We start from the raw sequence: 16,477 nt of genomic DNA, 5'->3' as shown, positions 1-16,477 counted from the left end.
GGCTACTTCGCGAGGAGATCTTCGGTGATGGTGTTGCCCGAATCCACCACGATGAAGCAATCAACGCGGCGGTCGCCCCGATCCCAACTGGTGGTGCTCGGGTATACGTTCTGCTGAAGCAGCACGTAATTGTCGGCCGCTGCGTTGAGCTTCACGTCCTTGCAAACCTCGCGCCCTTTGTCCCTGAGGGCATTGGTTCCAGGGAAGGATTCGTCAGCCCCGTATGAGTGGACGGCTCCGAGTTGGGCCGAGTGCTCAGTGTCGCAGGCTACGGCCCTGGCTTTTGAGGCGTTGGCATCAAAGTCGGCAAAGCAGTCACCCACTTGGAAGTCCTTAGCCTCTGCATCACGGGGGAGTGGGCCGGCGGTCGGAGCTGCACTGGGTGTGGATACGGCGGCTTCCGGCCGGGTGCCCAGCAAGTTGAGCAGGACCCAAATCACGACGCCAATGAGTATGAGCACGCCAACAACGATTCCGCCGATAACCAACCGCTGCCGCTTGACCGGATCACCATGAGGTTCCGGCTGCCCGTGCAGGGCTTGATTGCCCTGCGGCTCCGGCCTCCATTCCTGACCCGTGTATGGCTGTTGGCCGGCGAAGGGTTGCTGCCCCGCGTAAGCAGGCGCATTGGCGTGAACGGGTGCATGGGCATTTTCCGGCGACGCTGAATCCCCAGCTGGCTGTGCATCCGTGGGTGGCAACGCGGGATCGGGCTGGCCTGCCGGATTGGTAACAAAGTCAGGATCGAGCTCGGGTGCGGGATCCGGTTGCAGACCCGAGGGTGGCACCCAGGGAGCGGATGGCGGTTGCTGACCGGGCGAAGGTGGTGTTTGGGGCGCAGGGGGCACTCCATCCTCGCCTTGTTCGCGTCGTGAACCGTCACGGGGTGAAGTGTTGTCCTGGCTCATATTCCGGGGTGTGCCTTCCTGCTGTGGAGCCGCATTGAGGCAGACTCTACCCAATTTTTGCTTCTCTTGGAGGTGTAACCGCGTGGTTTCAACCGTAGTCGGCCCGGACGCGGGGCCGTGGTGGCGCGCAGGCACCCCCGAAAGCATGTAATCTAGACATACGACAAATTGACCAAACATTCCGGGGCCTCACCGATAGCCAAGGTGACCACCTCCGGTCCAAGTACAAAAGGGGGTCACGCCATGGGGCGCGGCCGTCAAAAGGCAAAAGCTACCAAGCAGGCTCGGGATATTAAGTACTATTCCCCGAACACTGACTATTCGGCACTTGAGCGGGAGCTCACGGGTCCGTCCAGTCGTGTCAAGAGCCACTTCCCCGACGATCCCCCGGAGCCGGACTATTCGGCCTACGAGGACAAGTACGCGGAAGATGACGACGACGAGGTAGACACCCGTCGGATCGGATAGCTGTCGCAACCAACAGGTGCTTATGGCACTGAGTTGCGGACCGCCGTCGTACAAGGTCATCGAGCATTTCCGAATGCCGTATATCTTTTGAAAAGGGCCTCCAGGCCACGCCATTCTTTGGCGTACCCTGGGGGCTCTTTTTTGCGTAGGCTTGAGTTCGGGCGCATCGAAAGGGAAATCCATGCCGGAGGTCGAGAGTTATCAGCAGGGAACACCGTGTTGGGTGGACCTGTCCTCCACCGACATAGAAGTTTCCAAGAAGTTTTACAGCGACCTCTTCGGGTGGGGGTTGGATGCCATGGATGCCGGAAATGGCATGACCTATTACATGGCCAAGCTCAAAGGCCGCTACGTCGCCGGAATGATGCAGCAACTGCCCGATGCCCCGGAGGGAATGCCTTCCTATTGGGCGAACTATCTTGCCGTTGATTCCGCTGACGAGGCCGCCCGGCGCGTGGAAGGCGCTGGCGGAACCCTGCTTTTCCCTCCAGATTCGGTTCCCAACGGCAGCGGACGTATGTTCTTCGCCACAGATCCGACGGGTGCTCAGATCGGCTTCTGGGAAGCCGGTAACCATCCCGGTTCGGGCTTGGTCAACGAGCCTGGGACCATGATTTGGAATGAACTGCAGACAGATGACGTCCACAAGGCCGTGGCGTTCTACGAGGCTGTGACAGGTTGCACCAGCGAGACTGCGCCGGCCGGCGACCTGCAGGAGTACACGAGCCTGCTGGTGGATGGAAAGCGAATCGCGGGTGCCCTTAAGTTGCCTATTGAAGGCCTGTCACCGTTCTGGATGACGTACTTCAACGTGGTGGACATCGATGACACGGTGAAGCAGGCCGTTGAGCTGGGCAGCCATATCATTGCACCGGCTTTTGATGTGTCGGGAGTTGGGCGAATGGCCGTTCTCATGGATCCAGCGGGAGCAGCGTTCAGCATCATGACAGGCTTGGCAGCATGACATCACGAAAGCACTATGCCAGTGGAGAGCCGTGCTGGGCCGACCTTCAGACACGGGACGTCGCGGCAGCCAAGACTTTCTATGGACAGGTCTTCGGCTGGACTTTCAAGGACCTGCCTACGCCGGACGGCCGCAGTTATGCGCAGGCCTTCGTCAAGGATCAGTTGGTGGCTGTGATCGCCCCGCAGAACTCCATGCAGGAGGCCGCCGGAACGCGTGGCCAGTGGAACATCTACATTTCGGCCACCGACACCGAGGAAATCGCGGAGGACGCGGTCCACGCGGGAGGGAAACTCCAGTTCGGCCCAGAGGCTGTGGCCGACACCGGGGTCTTGGCGTTCATCGAGCCTCCGGGCGGCGGCACCACGGGCATCTGGCAGGCCGGCACCCATGTGGGAAGTCACTTGTTCAACGAGCCCGGGGCGCTGGCCTGGGCGGAATTGCTGACGCCCGAGCCGCAAGCCGCCGTCGCGTTCTTCCAGCAGCTTTTCGGGCATGAGGTCACCGAATATCCCCAGGACGACGGCGGCAGCTACAGCACGCTGATGGTCAAGGGCGACGAAGTGGCTGGCATAGTTCCTGCCGATGAAGGTGACGAGGCCGGCTGGCAGATCTACTTCGGCGTAGCGGATCTGCGAAAAGCAGCGGAAGCAGCAGCCGCAGCCGGTGGAGAGCTCCTCGTTGAACCGGAGGCTAAACCCGAAACGGGGTCACTTGCCACCATTCAGGACCCGCAGGGTGGTGTCCTAAGCCTGGTACAGGTCTAGGAGGGGCAGCAGCAGAAAAGAGCGGCCGGGCAGTCCATGACTGCCCGGCCGCTCTCTTTATGAAGCGATAACGCGCTTAGGCGTAGGCGTTCACCAAACGGACAGCGCCGCCGTCGACGCCCTTGGCGCCCTGGACGTAGTCCGGACCGGTCTTGTCGATCGAGTCGCTGTCGGCTGAAACGGTACCCATGACCCAGGACGGCAGGCCGCGGTCGTTGAGGCGGGCCACTGCAGCATCGGCCGCTTCGGAGGAAACAATGGCAACCATGCCCACACCGAGGTTCAGCGTGCGCTCCAGGTCCGCCAGCGGAACGTTGCCGAGCTCGGAGACCAGCTTGAAGATCGCAGGCAATTCCCAGGTGTTGCGGTCCACCGTGGCTACGAGGCCCTGCGGGAGGACACGGGCCAGGTTGGCAGCCAGGCCGCCACCGGTGACGTGGCTGAAACCGTGCACTGCAGCACTGCCCGTGACCGGGAAGGTGCGGGCGAGGTCAAGGCAGTCAGCTGCGTAGACGCGGGTGGGCTCCAGGAGTTCTTCGCCCAGCGTGCGGCCGAGTTCGGAGACCTGGCGGTCCAGGGCCCAGCCGGCGTGGTTGATGACGCGGCGGACCAGGGAGTAGCCGTTGGAGTGCAGGCCGGAGGAAGCCATGCCGATGACCACGTCGCCAGCGCGGACGCGGTCCGGGCCGAGCAGGGCGTCTGCCTCGACGATGCCTGTTGCGGCACCTGCGACGTCGTACTCGTGCTCACCCAGGAGACCCGGGTGCTCAGCGGTTTCGCCACCCACCAGGGCGGTGCCGGCCACGGAACACGCAGCAGCGATACCGCGGACGATGTCCGCGATGCGCTCCGGGACAACCTTGCCGCAAGCGATGTAGTCGGTCATGTAGAGCGGCTCAGCACCCACCACAACGATGTCGTCCACCACCATGCCCACCAGGTCAAAACCGATGGTGTCGTGGATGTCCATGGCCTGCGCAATGGCAACCTTGGTGCCAACACCGTCAGTGGACGTTGCCAGCAGCGGCTTCTTGTAGGTCAGCAGCCGGGAGACGTCGTAGAGGCCAGCGAAACCGCCGACGCCGCCAATCACCGAAGAGTTGTGCGTCGCCTTGATGGCGCCCTTCATGAGTTCGACTGCGCGGTCGCCCGCTTCAACGTCGACACCCGCAGAGGCGTAGGTGATACCGGAGTTATTCTCAGCGGCGGGTGTTGCGGAGCTCATACAGACTCTTTCTTGTCGGCGTCGGTCAAACGATCAGCGTCGGTAAGCAGGTTTTCGAATTCGGCGTCGGGTCCGGGATCGCAACCCGTGGCACCTGGCTTCTCGGCAGGGTCCTCGGAATCGTCCACCGAAGCGGCCTCGTCTGCAGCAGGCAGGCCGCCAAGGTCGGTGCGCTCCAGCAGGTTCTTGCCCAACTTGTCCGCGTGCGGCAGCTCGATGGGGTACTTGCCGGTGAAGCAGGCCGTGCAGAGGCGTTCGCGCGGCTGCTGGGTAGCGCCGATCATGCCGTCTTCGGAGATGTAGGCCAGCGAGTCAGCGCCGATTGCCTGGGAGATCTCCTCGATGGTGGCGCCGTTGGCGATGAGTTCCGCGCGGGACGCGAAGTCGATGCCGTAGAAGCAGGGCCACTGAACCGGGGGAGAGGAAATTTTGACGTGCACTGCGGCGGCGCCGGCTTCGCGGAGCATCCGAACGATGGCCCGCTGGGTGTTGCCGCGGACGATCGAGTCATCCACCACAACAATGCGCTTGCCACGGATCACGGATTCCAGGGCGTTGAGCTTGAGACGGATACCCAGCTGGCGCAGGGTCTGCGACGGCTGGATGAACGTGCGGCCCACGTAGGCGTTCTTGACGAAGCCGTGCGCAAACGGAATGCCGGACTGTTCTGCGTAGCCCACAGCGGCGGGTGTGCCGGACTCGGGCACCGGGATAACAAGGTCCGCCTCATGCGTGTTTTCGCGGGCCAGCTGGCGACCCATTTCCACGCGGGCCTCGTACACGGAGCGGCCGGCGATGGCAGCATCCGGGCGGGCGAGGTAGACGTATTCGAAGACACAGCCGGCGGGGGTTGCCTCGGCGAAGCGCTGCGAACGGACGCCGTCCTCATCAATGGCAATGAACTCGCCGGGCTCGATCTCGCGGATGAAGCTCGCGCCAACAGTAGCCAGGCCGGCCTGCTCGGAAGCGACAACCCAGCCGCGCTCCAAACGGCCCAGGCACAGCGGACGGATGCCATAGGTATCGCGGGCTGCGTAGAGGGTTCCCTCATCCATGAAGACGAAGCAGAAGCCGCCCTTGATCTTGGGCAGCAGCTCCAGGGCAGTCTGCTCCAGGGTCTTGCCCTCTTCGCCCTCGAGGAGAGCGGTCACCAGTGCGGTGTCCGAGGTGTTGCCCTGCTTCATTTCACCGGTCAGCTGGCCATCGTTGCGCTCAAGGATCATTTCCCGAAGCTCAGCGGTGTTGGTCAGGTTGCCGTTGTGAGCCAAGGCAACCGTGCCGGTTGCTGTCGCACCCAGGGTTGGCTGCGCATTGGCCCAGTGGCTTGCACCGGTGGTGGAGTACCGGCAGTGGCCAACGGCCAGGTGCCCGGTAAGGGTGTTCAGGGTTGTCTCATCGAAGACCTGGGACACAAGGCCCATGTCCTTATAGACATTGATGCGCTTGCCGTCACTGGTAGCAATACCAGCCGATTCTTGTCCGCGGTGCTGCAGCGCATACAGCCCGTAATAGGTGAGTTTTGCTACTTCTTCACCGGGAGCCCAAACCCCAAAGACGCCACAAGCGTCCTGGGGGCCTTTTTCGCCGGGGAGAAGATCATGAGAAAGTTTTCCGTCGCCACGTGCCACTGGTCGATTGTCTCATGTTGTGGCCGTGGTACGTTCCCCCGCTGCCTATGTGACCCCTTGAACTGGCGTGTTCCCGCGAAAATGCGGTGTGTCTCACATTCGGGACCCCTGTGAAGAGGCGGGCCGGGCGCCTGACTTAGCGGACGTCGTCGTTCTCTGGTCCTTCATCCGGAACCGAGTCCGGAACGGGCTCCACCACGGCGCGCTGGGTGCGCTTGACGCTGAGGCGGTCCAGGATCAGGGCGAGGATGGAGAACAGGATGACGCCGCCGCCTGCGCAGACGATGAGGAAGAATCCGAACACCGTGCCGGCATCAAAAGCGGGGTCGGCCTGGCGGCCGTAGGCGATGATTGCAGCCACGATTGCACCAACCACGGCTCCCAGAATCATGAAGGGTACGAACTTGGGTGCCCGGCGAACCGTGATCTCGCGGCGGGCGGAGTTGGGGGTGGTGTCCTCTGAAGCCATGCCTTCAAGCGTACCTTTCTCCGCCCAAGTGACAGATAAACCCCATGTTTCCGAAGAACATGGGGTTTATCTGTGAACTCGGTGGGGTGGCTAGCTGCCGCGGTAGGTCGAGAAGGCGAACGGGCTCAGCAGGAGCGGCACATGGTAGTGCTCGCCGGCGTCCGAAACTGTGAAGTTCAGGTCGACTTCCGGGAAGAAAGTCTCCGTGCCGAGGCCCTCATAGTAGGCGCCGGTCGCGAAGTTCAGGCGGTAAGCACCACCTGGAATCCGTTCCGGACCAAGGGTCTTGATGCGGCCATCGGCGTCAGTTTCGCCCTTCGCCACCAAGGTCCAGTCGTCACCTTCCCGGACGTAAAGTACGACGGCGACACCCGCCGCCGGGCGGCCGGAACCGGTGTCCAGGATGTGGGTTGTTACTTGTGAAACGCTCATGCGTTGACTCCTTCGCTGATCAGTCCGGAGAGGCGCAGCAGTGCGATCTCCCGCAGCTGGCCGGCCACGATTGTGTCTTCTTCTTCGGGGGTGTGGGTGAGGCGCTCCTGAAGGGCACCCAGCATTTCCTGCGCGCTGCGGCCTGCAGCGCGGATCAGGAAGACCCTGCCGAATTTTTCTTCGTAGGCCCGGTTTCCCTCGGCGAGTGCCGCTGTTGTCTGGTTGTCGCCGGGATCCACACCTGCCTGCTCCGAACGCGACATGGCCGCCTCGGTGGTCTGGGCCTTGGGACGTTCGCCAATCCGTGGGTGGTGTGCCATGGCGGACTCCACCTCGGCCGCGGTAAACGGCTCGGCGGCGCGCTGGGCTTGCCCCAGCAGCTCGTCGACGCCGGCGTAAGGGCGCGCGTCGACGATTGCTTCCACCCAGCGGCTGATGTCCAGGCAGGGGGTGAGAGTCCTGATGGCCTCGTCACGGTCAACACTGTTGAATACTGCAAGCTCCATGCTTGTGTCATCCTCATGCAAAATGCTGGCATCCATGGTGTGGGCTATGCGGAACTCCTGCTGGTACAGGAGGAAGCCCGTGCTTCAAGCTTCCGCATCATGGAACTGTTATTTCAGCATACGTAATTCAATTAAGCCGAGTGAACGGGCTGGTGTCAAGAGACTATCGCCCTGTGACGGCGTGTTCGGACCGTAAGGTAGAGGCGGTGGGCGGTAATTACCAACGCCAGCCAAGCGATGCCGATGGCCCATGCCGCCAGGACGTCCGTCAGCCAATGGTGACCTAGATAGACCCGGCTTAGACCCATGGTGAAAGCAAACACTAAAGCCACGAGTACCGTGATGACCCTGGCCTTTGCCGTCTTGAGCCTGAGGATAATCAAGTAGGCCACGATTCCGGCGATCACTAGTGAGTTGAGCGAGTGACCGCTGGGGAAAGATGCCGAGTGCTCGTAGGGCGGGATTGCATCTGCGATATCCGGACGGGTACGGCCGAAGATCGGCTTGCCGAGCAGGGTGATGATCAGCGATCCCAGTCCGGCTGCGAGCATCAGGATGACAGGTGTCCATGATCGCCGTTTGGTGGCCAGGAAAATCATGATGCCCACGGCAATGATGGGCATGCCGACGGTGCCGCCAATATTGGTATAGGCCGTGGTGGCCATGTCCAAGGCGGGGGAGCGCACCGTCTTGGCTGCTGCTAGCACGGGATCATCCAGTCCGGCCACGCCGTCGGCTTCCGTCACCGACTCGTAGACCTCGCCGAACACAAGGGCCAGTGACAGGGCGATGCCAAGTCCTGCGATAAGCGTGATAATCAGCGCTGCATAAGGGCCGAGCAGGGACGTGACTTTTTCAGCGCCGCCTGCCAGCGCCCGGCCGGCAGGGGATTTCCAGCGCGTCAGGTCCTGCCCGGCGACGAATCGGTCTTGGCTTACCTCGCCGCTGACGCCTTGCTCTGGCGCCTGTTTTCCTTCAGTCGTCACTCTCGTCCCCTATCCGTGGCGGCCTCAGTATTGGTGAGTAACCTTAGCAGTTTGGACTTGGCGGGTCCTGAGAGCGCGGCTTTACGGCAGCGATTCGCCAACCTTGACCAGCAGTGTTTGTTCCGGTGTAAGTTCCGCGCCGTCTTCCCGGAGTGGGTGGAGCTGCGGGACCGGCTCACCCGTCGCCGGGTCCACGAGGGCGGAGTGGGCTTCGCCGTCGTTGAAGGCGTTGCGTTCGCCCCATTGCCGGAGGCTGAGGATCAACGTAAAGAGGTCTCGTCCAGCGCTCGTTAGCTCATATTCACTCCGCGTCCCGCGGTCATTCGGGATACGGGTCAGGACGCCCCTGTCCACGAGGAGGCTAAGGCGGTCCGAGAGGATGTTTTTCGCCACCCCCAGCGACCTCTCAAATTCTGAGAACCGCCGCTTGCCGTCCAATGAGTCCCGAATGATCAGCAGGGTCCATTTGTCGCCCACGAGGTCCGCTGCCCTTGCCACCGGACATTCGGGGTCAGTCCACTCGATATCACTTGGTTGCAACATGAAACCATTCTGCCATAGGCTCGAATGGTTGCATATTGAAACCGAAAGTGTGAGGCCGGAAAAATGAGCAGTGATCAGCTGTCGAAAACCACACAGGGACTCAGTCGTGGCCTCTTGCTGCTGCTCGCCGTCGTGGCCGGGTTCATGGTGTCGAACATCTACTACGGCCAGCCCCTCTTGGAGCGCATCGGTTTCGACCTGAGTATCCCCGCGGCGAGCATCGGATGGGTCGTGGCATCATCACAAGCCGGGTATCTTGTGGGGCTGGTTCTCCTGGTGCCATTGGGAGACTTGGTGGACCGCCGCATACTCATCACCGTTCAGGTGGCAGCGAGTGCTGTGGGTGCCTGTGGCGTGACCCTGGCTTCATCCCAAGCTGCCTTGCTGCTTGCGTTCGGGATACTGGGGTTGGCCTCATCCGTTGTACAGGCCATCGTCGCGTACACCGCAGCCTCCAGTACCCCGGACAAAAGGGGCGGAGACATCGGAACTGTCACCGCCGGCGTCGTGAGTGGCCTCATCCTTGCGCGGACCGTGGCCGGTGGCATGACGGACCTCTGGGGTTGGAGGTCGGTTTACATCTTTGCCGCAGTTGCTGCTGTTGTCCTGTCGGTGGCAGTCCTCCGCGCCATGCCACGGGAACAGACATCAAGGGGCGAGGTGCGTTATTGGCAGGCCGTTTCATCAGTGGTGGTCCTGACGCGGCGCATTCCCGTTTTCCGTACCCGTGCGCTTATCACCATGCTGCTGTTCGCGTCTTTTGGGGTGCTGTGGAGCGGCATGTCGCTTCTGCTCAGCGGCCCCGCCTGGAACCTTCCGCCAGGGGTGATCGGGCTCTCTGGGCTTGCCGGTCTTGTAGGGATACTGGCCGCATCCAAGGCCGGTGCCGCTGCGGACAGGGGATGGGGCCAACGGGTCACGGGTTTGAGCCTGGTGGCGCTCTTGGGCTCGTGGCTCGCGTTGTCCTTGGGGAGCTGGTCGCTGCTCTGGTTCATCGCCGGCATTGTGGTGCTGGACGCCGCGGTGCAGGCCGTCCACGTGACCAGTCAGACCATGATCGTGGCGGGCGCCGAAGAGTCGGCCAGCAGCATCATTGGCAGCTACATGGTGTTCTACTCGGTGGGAAGTGCCGTGGGAGCAGCAGCCGTTGCGCCGGTCTTCGATGCCTGGGGTTGGACCGGTGCCAGCCTTCTGGGGGCAGTCTTCGCGCTGGGCGCTTTGGTGATCTGGGGCGTTGACCGGGCTCGGCTGCAGGGTGCTGGGGTGCGTTTGGTTCGCTCCTCACAGCCCGCTGGGGCAGAATGACCTCAACCAGCTGAAGGAGTTCGCACATGCCGCACATTCTGACGTCCAGGTTCCTGTTCGGTCCCGGCCCGAGCAATTGCTACCCCGAAGCCATGGCTGCCTTGGCCTATCCCGTGCTCGGCCACCTTGATCCTGTGTTCATCGAGCGACTCGACCATACCTGCGAAGGTCTCCGGACTGTTTGGGGTACCTCCAATGCGCGCACACTCCCGTTGAGTGCCACAGGTTCCGGCGGGATGGAAGCGGCTTTCGTGAACACCGTGTCCGACGGCGACGTGGCTGTCATCGCTGTCAACGGACTCTTCGGGGCGCGCATGTGTGAAGTCGCCCGGCGTTGCGGGGCCACGGTGGTCCGCGTCGATCACGAGTGGGGCCAGCCCGTAGATGCCGAGCGCGTTCTGTCCGCGCACCCGAAGCCCAAGGTGATCGCCGCCGTCCACGCTGAGACTTCCGTCGGCGTGCTCTCGGACATCGCCGCGCTGGGTGCCGGTAATGGAGACGCCCTGCTGATCACTGACGCCGTGACGTCCATTGGCGGACTGGAGCTCCGAGCGGACGACTGGGGGATCGACGTCGGATACGCCGGAACGCAGAAATGCCTTGGTGTGCCGCCAGGACTTTCGCCCTTCACGGTGTCCGACCGTGCCTTTGAGCGCCGCGTCAAAGATCCGCGCTCCTGGTACCTCGACATCGGGCTCCTGGGCGGGTATGTCGGCGCCGCCAGCGGTGCCCGGACGTACCACCACACAGCGCCGGTCACCATGATCGCCGGACTCGAAGCCGCCTTGGACCGCATCCTTGCTGAGGGCCTTGAGAATGTGCAGGCCCGGCACCGTGCCGCCGGGGCGGCTTTGCAGGCCGGGCTTCAGGAGATGGGGCTCGAATTGTTCGCTGCCGAAGGCGCCCGGTTGCCGAGCCTCACCACCGTGAAAGTGCCCGACGGCGTCAACTCGGCTGCCGTCCGCGCTTACCTTCTGGAGAACTTCAGCATGGAAATCGGCTCGGGCGTCGGGGAGTTCGCGGACACTGTATGGCGCATCGGCATGATGGGCCCGAACGCCAACGGCGCTTCTGTCACGCTGGTTCTCGGAGCTCTGAAAGAGGCAATCGCGAAAGCCTAGCCCTGTTGCTCTCTCATGTCCCGCTGGTTTGGGCGGGTCGCTCTCTCATGTCCCGCGGGTTTGGGTGGGTCGCTCTCTCATGTCCCTCGGGTTTGGGTGGGTTGCTCTCTCATGTCCCTCGGGTTTGGGTGGGTTGCTCTCTCATGTCCCGCGGGTTTGGGTCAGCTGGCCGGGATTTCTTTCGGGTCGCAGCTCTCGGACTTAACCGGGACTGTGAGTTCGAGGTAGGCCGGGAACTTTGATCGGATGCTCAACGTGGCGCCAACAGCATCTGTGCTGCGTGTTACCACCCACCCGCCGGGAACGGGATCGATGCCGTTGAAGGCAGGAAATCCGTGCTTCTCCAGGACGGGATCGGCCGCAGCGAAGAGATCCTCAAAGTTCTTGGACGGTTCCACGATGTCCGCGCTGCTTTGCATGCTTTGCAGATAGAGCATGCATCTGCCGTCTTGGGCTGGGCTCATGTCTGCCGTATCGTCCACGGCCCAGGTGATGCCGGGCATCTTCTCTTCCAGGGCGGCAACAAGTTCCGCGGTCAGAGCGTCGTACTTGGCGATGCTTTCAGCCACAGGAGCAGGTTCGGAAGTAATGGGAGGTGCCTTGCTGGGTTCCCGTTTGGTTTCGCCGGGGACGCTGCAGCCGGCAATCCCAACAGATCCCACGACAAGGGCAGCGGCCAGCGCGAAGGGGCGTGCTGATGTTCGAAGCGTGCGGCAATTCATCTAGTCCCCAGTTTCGTTTAGCGCTCGACGGCGGATCTCACCGAATGCTTTCACGCAGAGTTGTCGCGCGGCGATGGGCAGAACAACCCGTTGCGCTCAAGCGCGCGGGAGGTGATAGAGCATTGCGCCTGAAGCGCGCGGGAGGTGAGAGAGCATCGCGCCTGAAGGGCGCGGGAGGTGAGAGAGCATCGCGCCTGAAGGGCGCGGGAGGTGAGAGAGCGTTGCGCTCAAGCGCGCGGGAGGTGATAGAGCATTGCGCCTGAAGCGCGCGGGAGGTGAGAGAGCGTGGCGTTGAAGGGCGCGGGTGGTGAGAGAGCGTGGCGTTGAAGGGCGCGGGTGGTGAGAGAGCGTGGCGTTGAAGGGCGCGGGAGGTGAGAGAGCGTGGCGTTGAAGCGCGCGGGAGGTGAGAGAGCGTGGCGTTGAAGGGCGCGGGATGTGAGAGAGGATCAGGTGTTGCGGGTCAGGATCCACGTGTTGGTGCCGTCTTGGCGCTCGAAGGTCACAGTGGTCACCAGCGCCTCGATGAGCGCGAGCCCGCGCCCGGACTCCGCATCCTCATCCGGCATATTGGCCTGCATGTCATTCGCAAATGGCTCACGGGCGTTGAACGCACTGACCCGTGCAATCAGCCGGGAGGGTCGGACGCTGATGTCGACGTCGATCTCCACAGGCTTCTCCGCCACGGGAAGCGCATGCTGCACGATGTTCGCCGCAGCCTCGATGACGGCCGTAGCGAAGGTCATCCGGTCCATGTCGGGCACGAAGGAGGCGTCGTCCCACAGGGCGTCCAACTCATTGTGGATGGCCTCGATGGCTTCCTCGTTGGACGGCCCGTGAAAGCCCCGGTGGGCGATGACCTCAGTCATCGCCGAATGCAGCTTCTGCGGTGGGGTACGCCGTGAGTACCCTGTCCATGTTGGTCAGTTCCAGGACCATTTTGACCTGCGGCTGCACGCCTGCGATCCGGAGATCACCGCCTGCCTGACGCGCAGCCTTGAGGCAGCCGATGAGTGCGCCGAGCCCGGAGGAATCCATGAAGTCGGTTTCTGCCAGATTCACCACCACCCGGCTTGAGCCGGCGGCCACAACCTCGGCCACTACTTCCCGTAGCTTGGGCGCTGCCACCATGTTCAGCCGGCCCACGCTCTTCACCTCCGCGTAGGAGTCGTTGACCTCATAGCTAAACTGCATCTGCATTCCTCTCCTCGGGGCGCTCTGGCCCGACAACTTCGGGCACGAAACCCTTGTACAAAACTGCTTTGACCAGCACGCTCAGGACCACCAGATCGAACGCAACCCATGCCACGTTCACCAGTGTGCCAAGGGGCTCGGACATTCCGGCGAGCAGCCGGATAAGGCCAACAACCAGCGCCACCGCCAGCAGCACCGCCACGATGATCTGCGGCCGGATCAGGCTCCAACTGGGCCCGCCGCTTTGCCGGGCTTTGGGGGTGACCGCGAACCCGAGGGGACGGCCGAACCAAACGTTGCGGGCCGCCGTCGTGCAGGCCTTGATCCAGGTGGGGAACAGCGCGAGGCTGTACTGCTGTCCGCGCCAGGTGGGAATCCCATGTCCGGCCACCAGGAACAGCAGTTGATTCACCACCATGAATGGAATGAAGCGGATGAAGAAGTCGAAACTGATGCTGTTGACCGGCAGGATGCCGAGCGTCAGGTAGATGATGGGCGCCGCGAAATAGACCACGGCAGCGAAGCCGCTCAGGTACGTCCACATGGTGGAGAAGTACATGAGTCGCTGGCCCCACGTGAGCCGGCGTTGGACCAGGGGGTTCTCGCGGAGGAGGACCTGCATGGTGCCTTGGGCCCAGCGGAGGCGCTGGGTCAGCATGGTCTTGACGTCCTCAGGGGCCAGCCCATTGGCGAGGATTTCGTGGTGGTAAACGCTCTTCCAACCCAGGCCGTGCAGGCGCATCGCGGTGGCCATGTCCTCTGTGACGGAGATGGTGGCCAGCGGCATGATTGGCTGGGCCTCGTCGGCGCGTTCCACCGAGATGGCGTCCAGGACAGCGTGAACCGACTCGAGCGCACCCAGCGGGGACCAGTCGCGTCCGGACATACGGTCGACGGCGTCAGTCGCCACGGTGGTCACGCCCGACTCGCCGACGTGGGCGAGTTCCATGGCTGCGATCTCCTCGAGGTCCGATTGCAGTGCTGAGAAGTCGGCGGCCACGAGGGTGCGAACGGCATCGTCCACTTGGCGGCGAACCCGGTACGTGATTTCGCTGAGGGATGCCCCGGCTTCGAGTTCCTTCTGCGCGGATTCCGTAGCGGCCTCCACCTCGTTCAGCATCTGCTCAACCAGCGGGTTCTCGGCCTCGGGGGATCGGCGTGCCTTCTTAATGGCGGTACGCGAAGCGGCGAGGGCTCGCCGGACACTCTTCTCGGTGGCTTTGACGTAGCCCACCAGGCCCAGCTGCATGAGGGCTTCCCGGCGGAGGACCGCGTTGGACCCGCAGAAGAACGCCGCATTCCAGCCGTCCTTGCCCTGCTGGATGGGGCCGTAGAACAGGGGCGCCTGGCTGCCGAGGGGGTCGTCGGCAGGGACGTTGGTGAAGTACTGCGGAGTCTGGACGAGCGCCACTTTGTCGTCGTTGAAGTAGCCCAGCGTCTTGTCCAGGATGTCAGGCTCGGGGATCTGGTCGGCGTCGAGAATCAACAGGTACTCGCCCGAGGTGACCATGAGTGCGTTGTTCAGGTTGCCGGCCTTGGCGTGCCGCGGCATGTCCGGCGTCCAATCGGCGCCGCGGGTGACGTAGCCAATCCCGTTGGACTCGGCGAGTTCGCGCATTTCGGGCCGGTCGCCGTCGTCGAGGATCCAGGTACTGTGCGGCCAGCGGATGTCCTTGGCCGCCAAAGCCGTGGTCATCACCAGATCCAAGGGCTCGTTGTACGTGGTGATGAAGACGTCCACAGTGGCCGTCTCCGGGGCAGAGGGTGGCGGTTTCCGGAATTTGATGTTCCACACGGTCAGGCCGAACAACATGACGTCGATCAGGCTGTACGTCTCGGCGATCACCAGCGGGACGGCGATCCACCACGCGTCCCAGTTCAGCGACGCCATCCACCGCCACGCCACGTAGTTGACGCCCAGAATGACCGTCAGCACAACGATCAGCCGAGTCCAGAAACGTGTCACAAATCCCCCCTTTTGCGGTCTACAGTCCTGCGTTTGGTTTTCGGCGTACGACGACGGCGGTCACGTCATCTTCGGCGGTCGCCGCCGGTGCCAACTCGAGCAGGGCGGCGCACACATCGTCTGCAGTTGCTCCGCTCCGTGCCACCTTCTCCACGTTCCGCTGGAAGTCCTCCAAGGAATTGTGGGCGTCGAGAACGCCGTCGCTGACGATCACCAGGGAATCGCCCGGTTCCAGGTCGAGCTCCGACGCGGGCCACAGTTGGTCATCCAGGATCCCGACGGGCGGTCCGGCGGAGACCAGCCGCCGCGCCGCCCCCTCAGCGGGAACATGCAGCGCAAGCCCATGGCCGGCATCGATATAGCTGAGCGTGCCCGAGGCGCTGTCCAGCCGCGCGTGGAACATGGTGACGAAGGACTCGGACTGGTCCAGGTCAGAGGCAATGGTGGCGCTGGCCGAGCCGAACGCAGCGTCTATGGCCGGGGTGTCCGCCACGGACCGCATCACGGCGCGGACCGTTGCTGCGATCAGCGCGGCACCCATGCCCTTGCCCATGGCGTCCGCGAACGTGAAGTGCATGCCGTCACGGGTCTGGTACCAGTCATAGAAGTCCCCACCAACGCTGCGCGAAGGGCGGAAGGCGCCAGCGACGTCGTAACCGCTGAGGCGGACCGTTTCGCGCGGCAGGAGGCTCTGCTGCACCACTGCTGCCCGGGCGAGTTCGTCGCTCTGGCCGGTGTCCTCGGCGGGTGCGGCAGGCGTGCGGGCGCGGCGGAACAGGGCACGGATGCGCGCCTGGAGTTCCTTGGGGCTGAAGGGTTTGTTGATGTAATCGTCCGCGCCGGTGTCCAGCCCGTTGAGCCGGTCAATCTCGTCGGCCCGGGCGGTGAGCATCAGGATGTAGGCGTCGGAGAATTCGCGGAGGCGACGGCAGACTTCCATGCCATCGATGTCCGGAAGATTGATGTCCAGCGTCACCAGTTCGGCGTTGGTTCTGCGGACAGCTTCGACGCCGGAGAGACCGTCGGGTGCTTCCGTCACCACGAAATAGAGCTGCTCCAAAATGAGGACGAGAAGGCCGCGGATGTCAGCGTCATCTTCGACGACGACAGCGTGGCGCACGGGTGGGGAGGAGACCATGGCTCCATTAACTAATGCTGCTGGGTATTTGTCACGTTTAGTCACGACACATGAAACGCCCGCTCACAAAAGTGGGCGGGCGTTACACGATTTGTGCAGTTATGTGCGAGAGGGTTTCCCTCAAGCACTCGGGATGTG

At 62.9% G+C, this 16,477-nt stretch carries 18 protein-coding genes; 5 read left to right on the top strand and 13 right to left on the bottom strand.

Annotation, left to right across the window (positions count from 1 at the left end; genetic code table 11):
• Nucleotides 1–2 precede the first annotated feature (2 nt).
• On the bottom strand, nt 3–788 hold the full coding sequence (locus KCX59_RS19025) for a septum formation family protein (RefSeq protein WP_370629191.1): 786 nt from the start codon (nt 786–788) through the stop codon (nt 3–5).
• Between the two features lie 363 nt (nt 789–1,151).
• On the opposite strand from KCX59_RS19025, the gene KCX59_RS19020 reads away from it, so the two are divergent.
• From KCX59_RS19020 to KCX59_RS19010, 3 genes are all read left to right on the top strand, one after another.
• Nucleotides 1,152–1,376, top strand: coding sequence for a DUF3073 domain-containing protein (locus tag KCX59_RS19020; RefSeq protein WP_011776148.1), 225 nt, complete (start codon nt 1,152–1,154; stop codon nt 1,374–1,376).
• 181 nt (nt 1,377–1,557) lie between these two features.
• Nucleotides 1,558–2,340, top strand: a complete 783-nt coding sequence (locus KCX59_RS19015; protein WP_179017690.1) for a VOC family protein — start codon at nt 1,558–1,560, stop codon at nt 2,338–2,340.
• Nucleotides 2,337–3,107 carry a VOC family protein gene (locus tag KCX59_RS19010; RefSeq protein ID WP_179017689.1) on the top strand — a complete coding sequence of 257 codons (771 nt, stop codon included), beginning with the start codon at nt 2,337–2,339 and terminating at the stop codon, nt 3,105–3,107. The genes KCX59_RS19015 and KCX59_RS19010 overlap by 4 nt, the downstream gene beginning before the upstream one ends.
• Before the next feature lie 76 nt (nt 3,108–3,183).
• Here KCX59_RS19010 and purM read toward each other — a convergent pair whose 3' ends face one another.
• From purM to KCX59_RS18975, 7 genes are all read right to left on the bottom strand, one after another.
• Nucleotides 3,184–4,332, bottom strand: a complete 1,149-nt coding sequence (gene purM, locus KCX59_RS19005; protein ID WP_179017688.1) for a phosphoribosylformylglycinamidine cyclo-ligase — start codon at nt 4,330–4,332, stop codon at nt 3,184–3,186.
• Complete coding sequence (gene purF, locus KCX59_RS19000; protein ID WP_091470142.1) at nt 4,329–5,960, bottom strand: amidophosphoribosyltransferase; 1,632 nt, start codon at nt 5,958–5,960, stop codon at nt 4,329–4,331. The genes purM and purF overlap by 4 nt, the downstream gene beginning before the upstream one ends.
• Nucleotides 5,961–6,096: 136 nt before the next feature.
• On the bottom strand, nt 6,097–6,429 hold the full coding sequence (locus tag KCX59_RS18995) for a hypothetical protein (RefSeq protein ID WP_014922809.1): 333 nt from the start codon (nt 6,427–6,429) through the stop codon (nt 6,097–6,099).
• A 90-nt stretch (nt 6,430–6,519) separates the two neighbouring features.
• Entirely contained in the window at nt 6,520–6,861 is a 342-nt protein-coding gene (gene uraH, locus KCX59_RS18990; protein WP_017199951.1) for a hydroxyisourate hydrolase, read from the bottom strand.
• A complete protein-coding gene (gene uraD / locus KCX59_RS18985) occupies nt 6,858–7,367 on the bottom strand; it encodes a 2-oxo-4-hydroxy-4-carboxy-5-ureidoimidazoline decarboxylase (protein WP_178998023.1) in 510 nt (169 codons plus the stop codon). The genes uraH and uraD overlap by 4 nt, the downstream gene beginning before the upstream one ends.
• A 155-nt stretch (nt 7,368–7,522) precedes the next feature.
• Complete coding sequence (locus tag KCX59_RS18980; protein ID WP_179017687.1) at nt 7,523–8,353, bottom strand: phosphatase PAP2 family protein; 831 nt, start codon at nt 8,351–8,353, stop codon at nt 7,523–7,525.
• Nucleotides 8,354–8,434: 81 nt separating this feature from the next.
• Nucleotides 8,435–8,896 (bottom strand): winged helix-turn-helix transcriptional regulator, encoded by a 462-nt coding sequence (locus tag KCX59_RS18975; RefSeq protein WP_179017686.1) that lies wholly within the window; start codon nt 8,894–8,896, stop codon nt 8,435–8,437.
• 63 nt (nt 8,897–8,959) lie between these two features.
• On the opposite strand from KCX59_RS18975, the gene KCX59_RS18970 reads away from it, so the two are divergent.
• Together KCX59_RS18970 and KCX59_RS18965 are read left to right on the top strand one after the other, a co-directional pair.
• Nucleotides 8,960–10,201, top strand: a complete 1,242-nt coding sequence (locus tag KCX59_RS18970; RefSeq protein WP_179017685.1) for an MFS transporter — start codon at nt 8,960–8,962, stop codon at nt 10,199–10,201.
• A gap of 26 nt (nt 10,202–10,227) precedes the next feature.
• The gene (locus KCX59_RS18965; RefSeq protein WP_179017684.1) at nt 10,228–11,322 is read left to right on the top strand and encodes a pyridoxal-phosphate-dependent aminotransferase family protein; all 1,095 of its coding nucleotides are present in this window, start codon (nt 10,228–10,230) and stop codon (nt 11,320–11,322) included.
• Between the two features lie 161 nt (nt 11,323–11,483).
• Here KCX59_RS18965 and KCX59_RS18960 read toward each other — a convergent pair whose 3' ends face one another.
• The 5 genes from KCX59_RS18960 to KCX59_RS18940 form a co-directional block, all read right to left on the bottom strand.
• A complete protein-coding gene (locus KCX59_RS18960; RefSeq protein WP_434122531.1) occupies nt 11,484–11,891 on the bottom strand; it encodes a hypothetical protein in 408 nt (135 codons plus the stop codon).
• A gap of 599 nt (nt 11,892–12,490) precedes the next feature.
• Complete coding sequence (locus tag KCX59_RS18955) at nt 12,491–12,910, bottom strand: ATP-binding protein (RefSeq protein WP_179017682.1); 420 nt, start codon at nt 12,908–12,910, stop codon at nt 12,491–12,493.
• On the bottom strand, nt 12,903–13,235 hold the full coding sequence (locus tag KCX59_RS18950) for an STAS domain-containing protein (protein WP_091470163.1): 333 nt from the start codon (nt 13,233–13,235) through the stop codon (nt 12,903–12,905). The genes KCX59_RS18955 and KCX59_RS18950 overlap by 8 nt, the downstream gene beginning before the upstream one ends.
• Entirely contained in the window at nt 13,225–15,201 is a 1,977-nt protein-coding gene (locus KCX59_RS18945; protein WP_179017681.1) for a glycosyltransferase family 2 protein, read from the bottom strand. Before KCX59_RS18945 ends, KCX59_RS18950 begins: the two co-directional genes overlap by 11 nt.
• 19 nt (nt 15,202–15,220) lie before the next feature.
• Nucleotides 15,221–16,339: a PP2C family protein-serine/threonine phosphatase gene (locus KCX59_RS18940; protein ID WP_179017680.1), complete on the bottom strand. Its 1,119-nt coding sequence runs from the start codon at nt 16,337–16,339 to the stop codon at nt 15,221–15,223.
• Nucleotides 16,340–16,477: the final 138 nt, after the last annotated feature.

This window comes from Paenarthrobacter nitroguajacolicus (genome assembly GCF_051027655.1).
In the GTDB taxonomy this organism is placed as follows: Bacteria; Actinomycetota; Actinomycetes; order Actinomycetales; family Micrococcaceae; genus Arthrobacter; species Arthrobacter nitroguajacolicus.
Note: the sequence above shows the minus strand (reverse complement) of the source record. Positions and strands in the feature narration are given on the sequence as shown.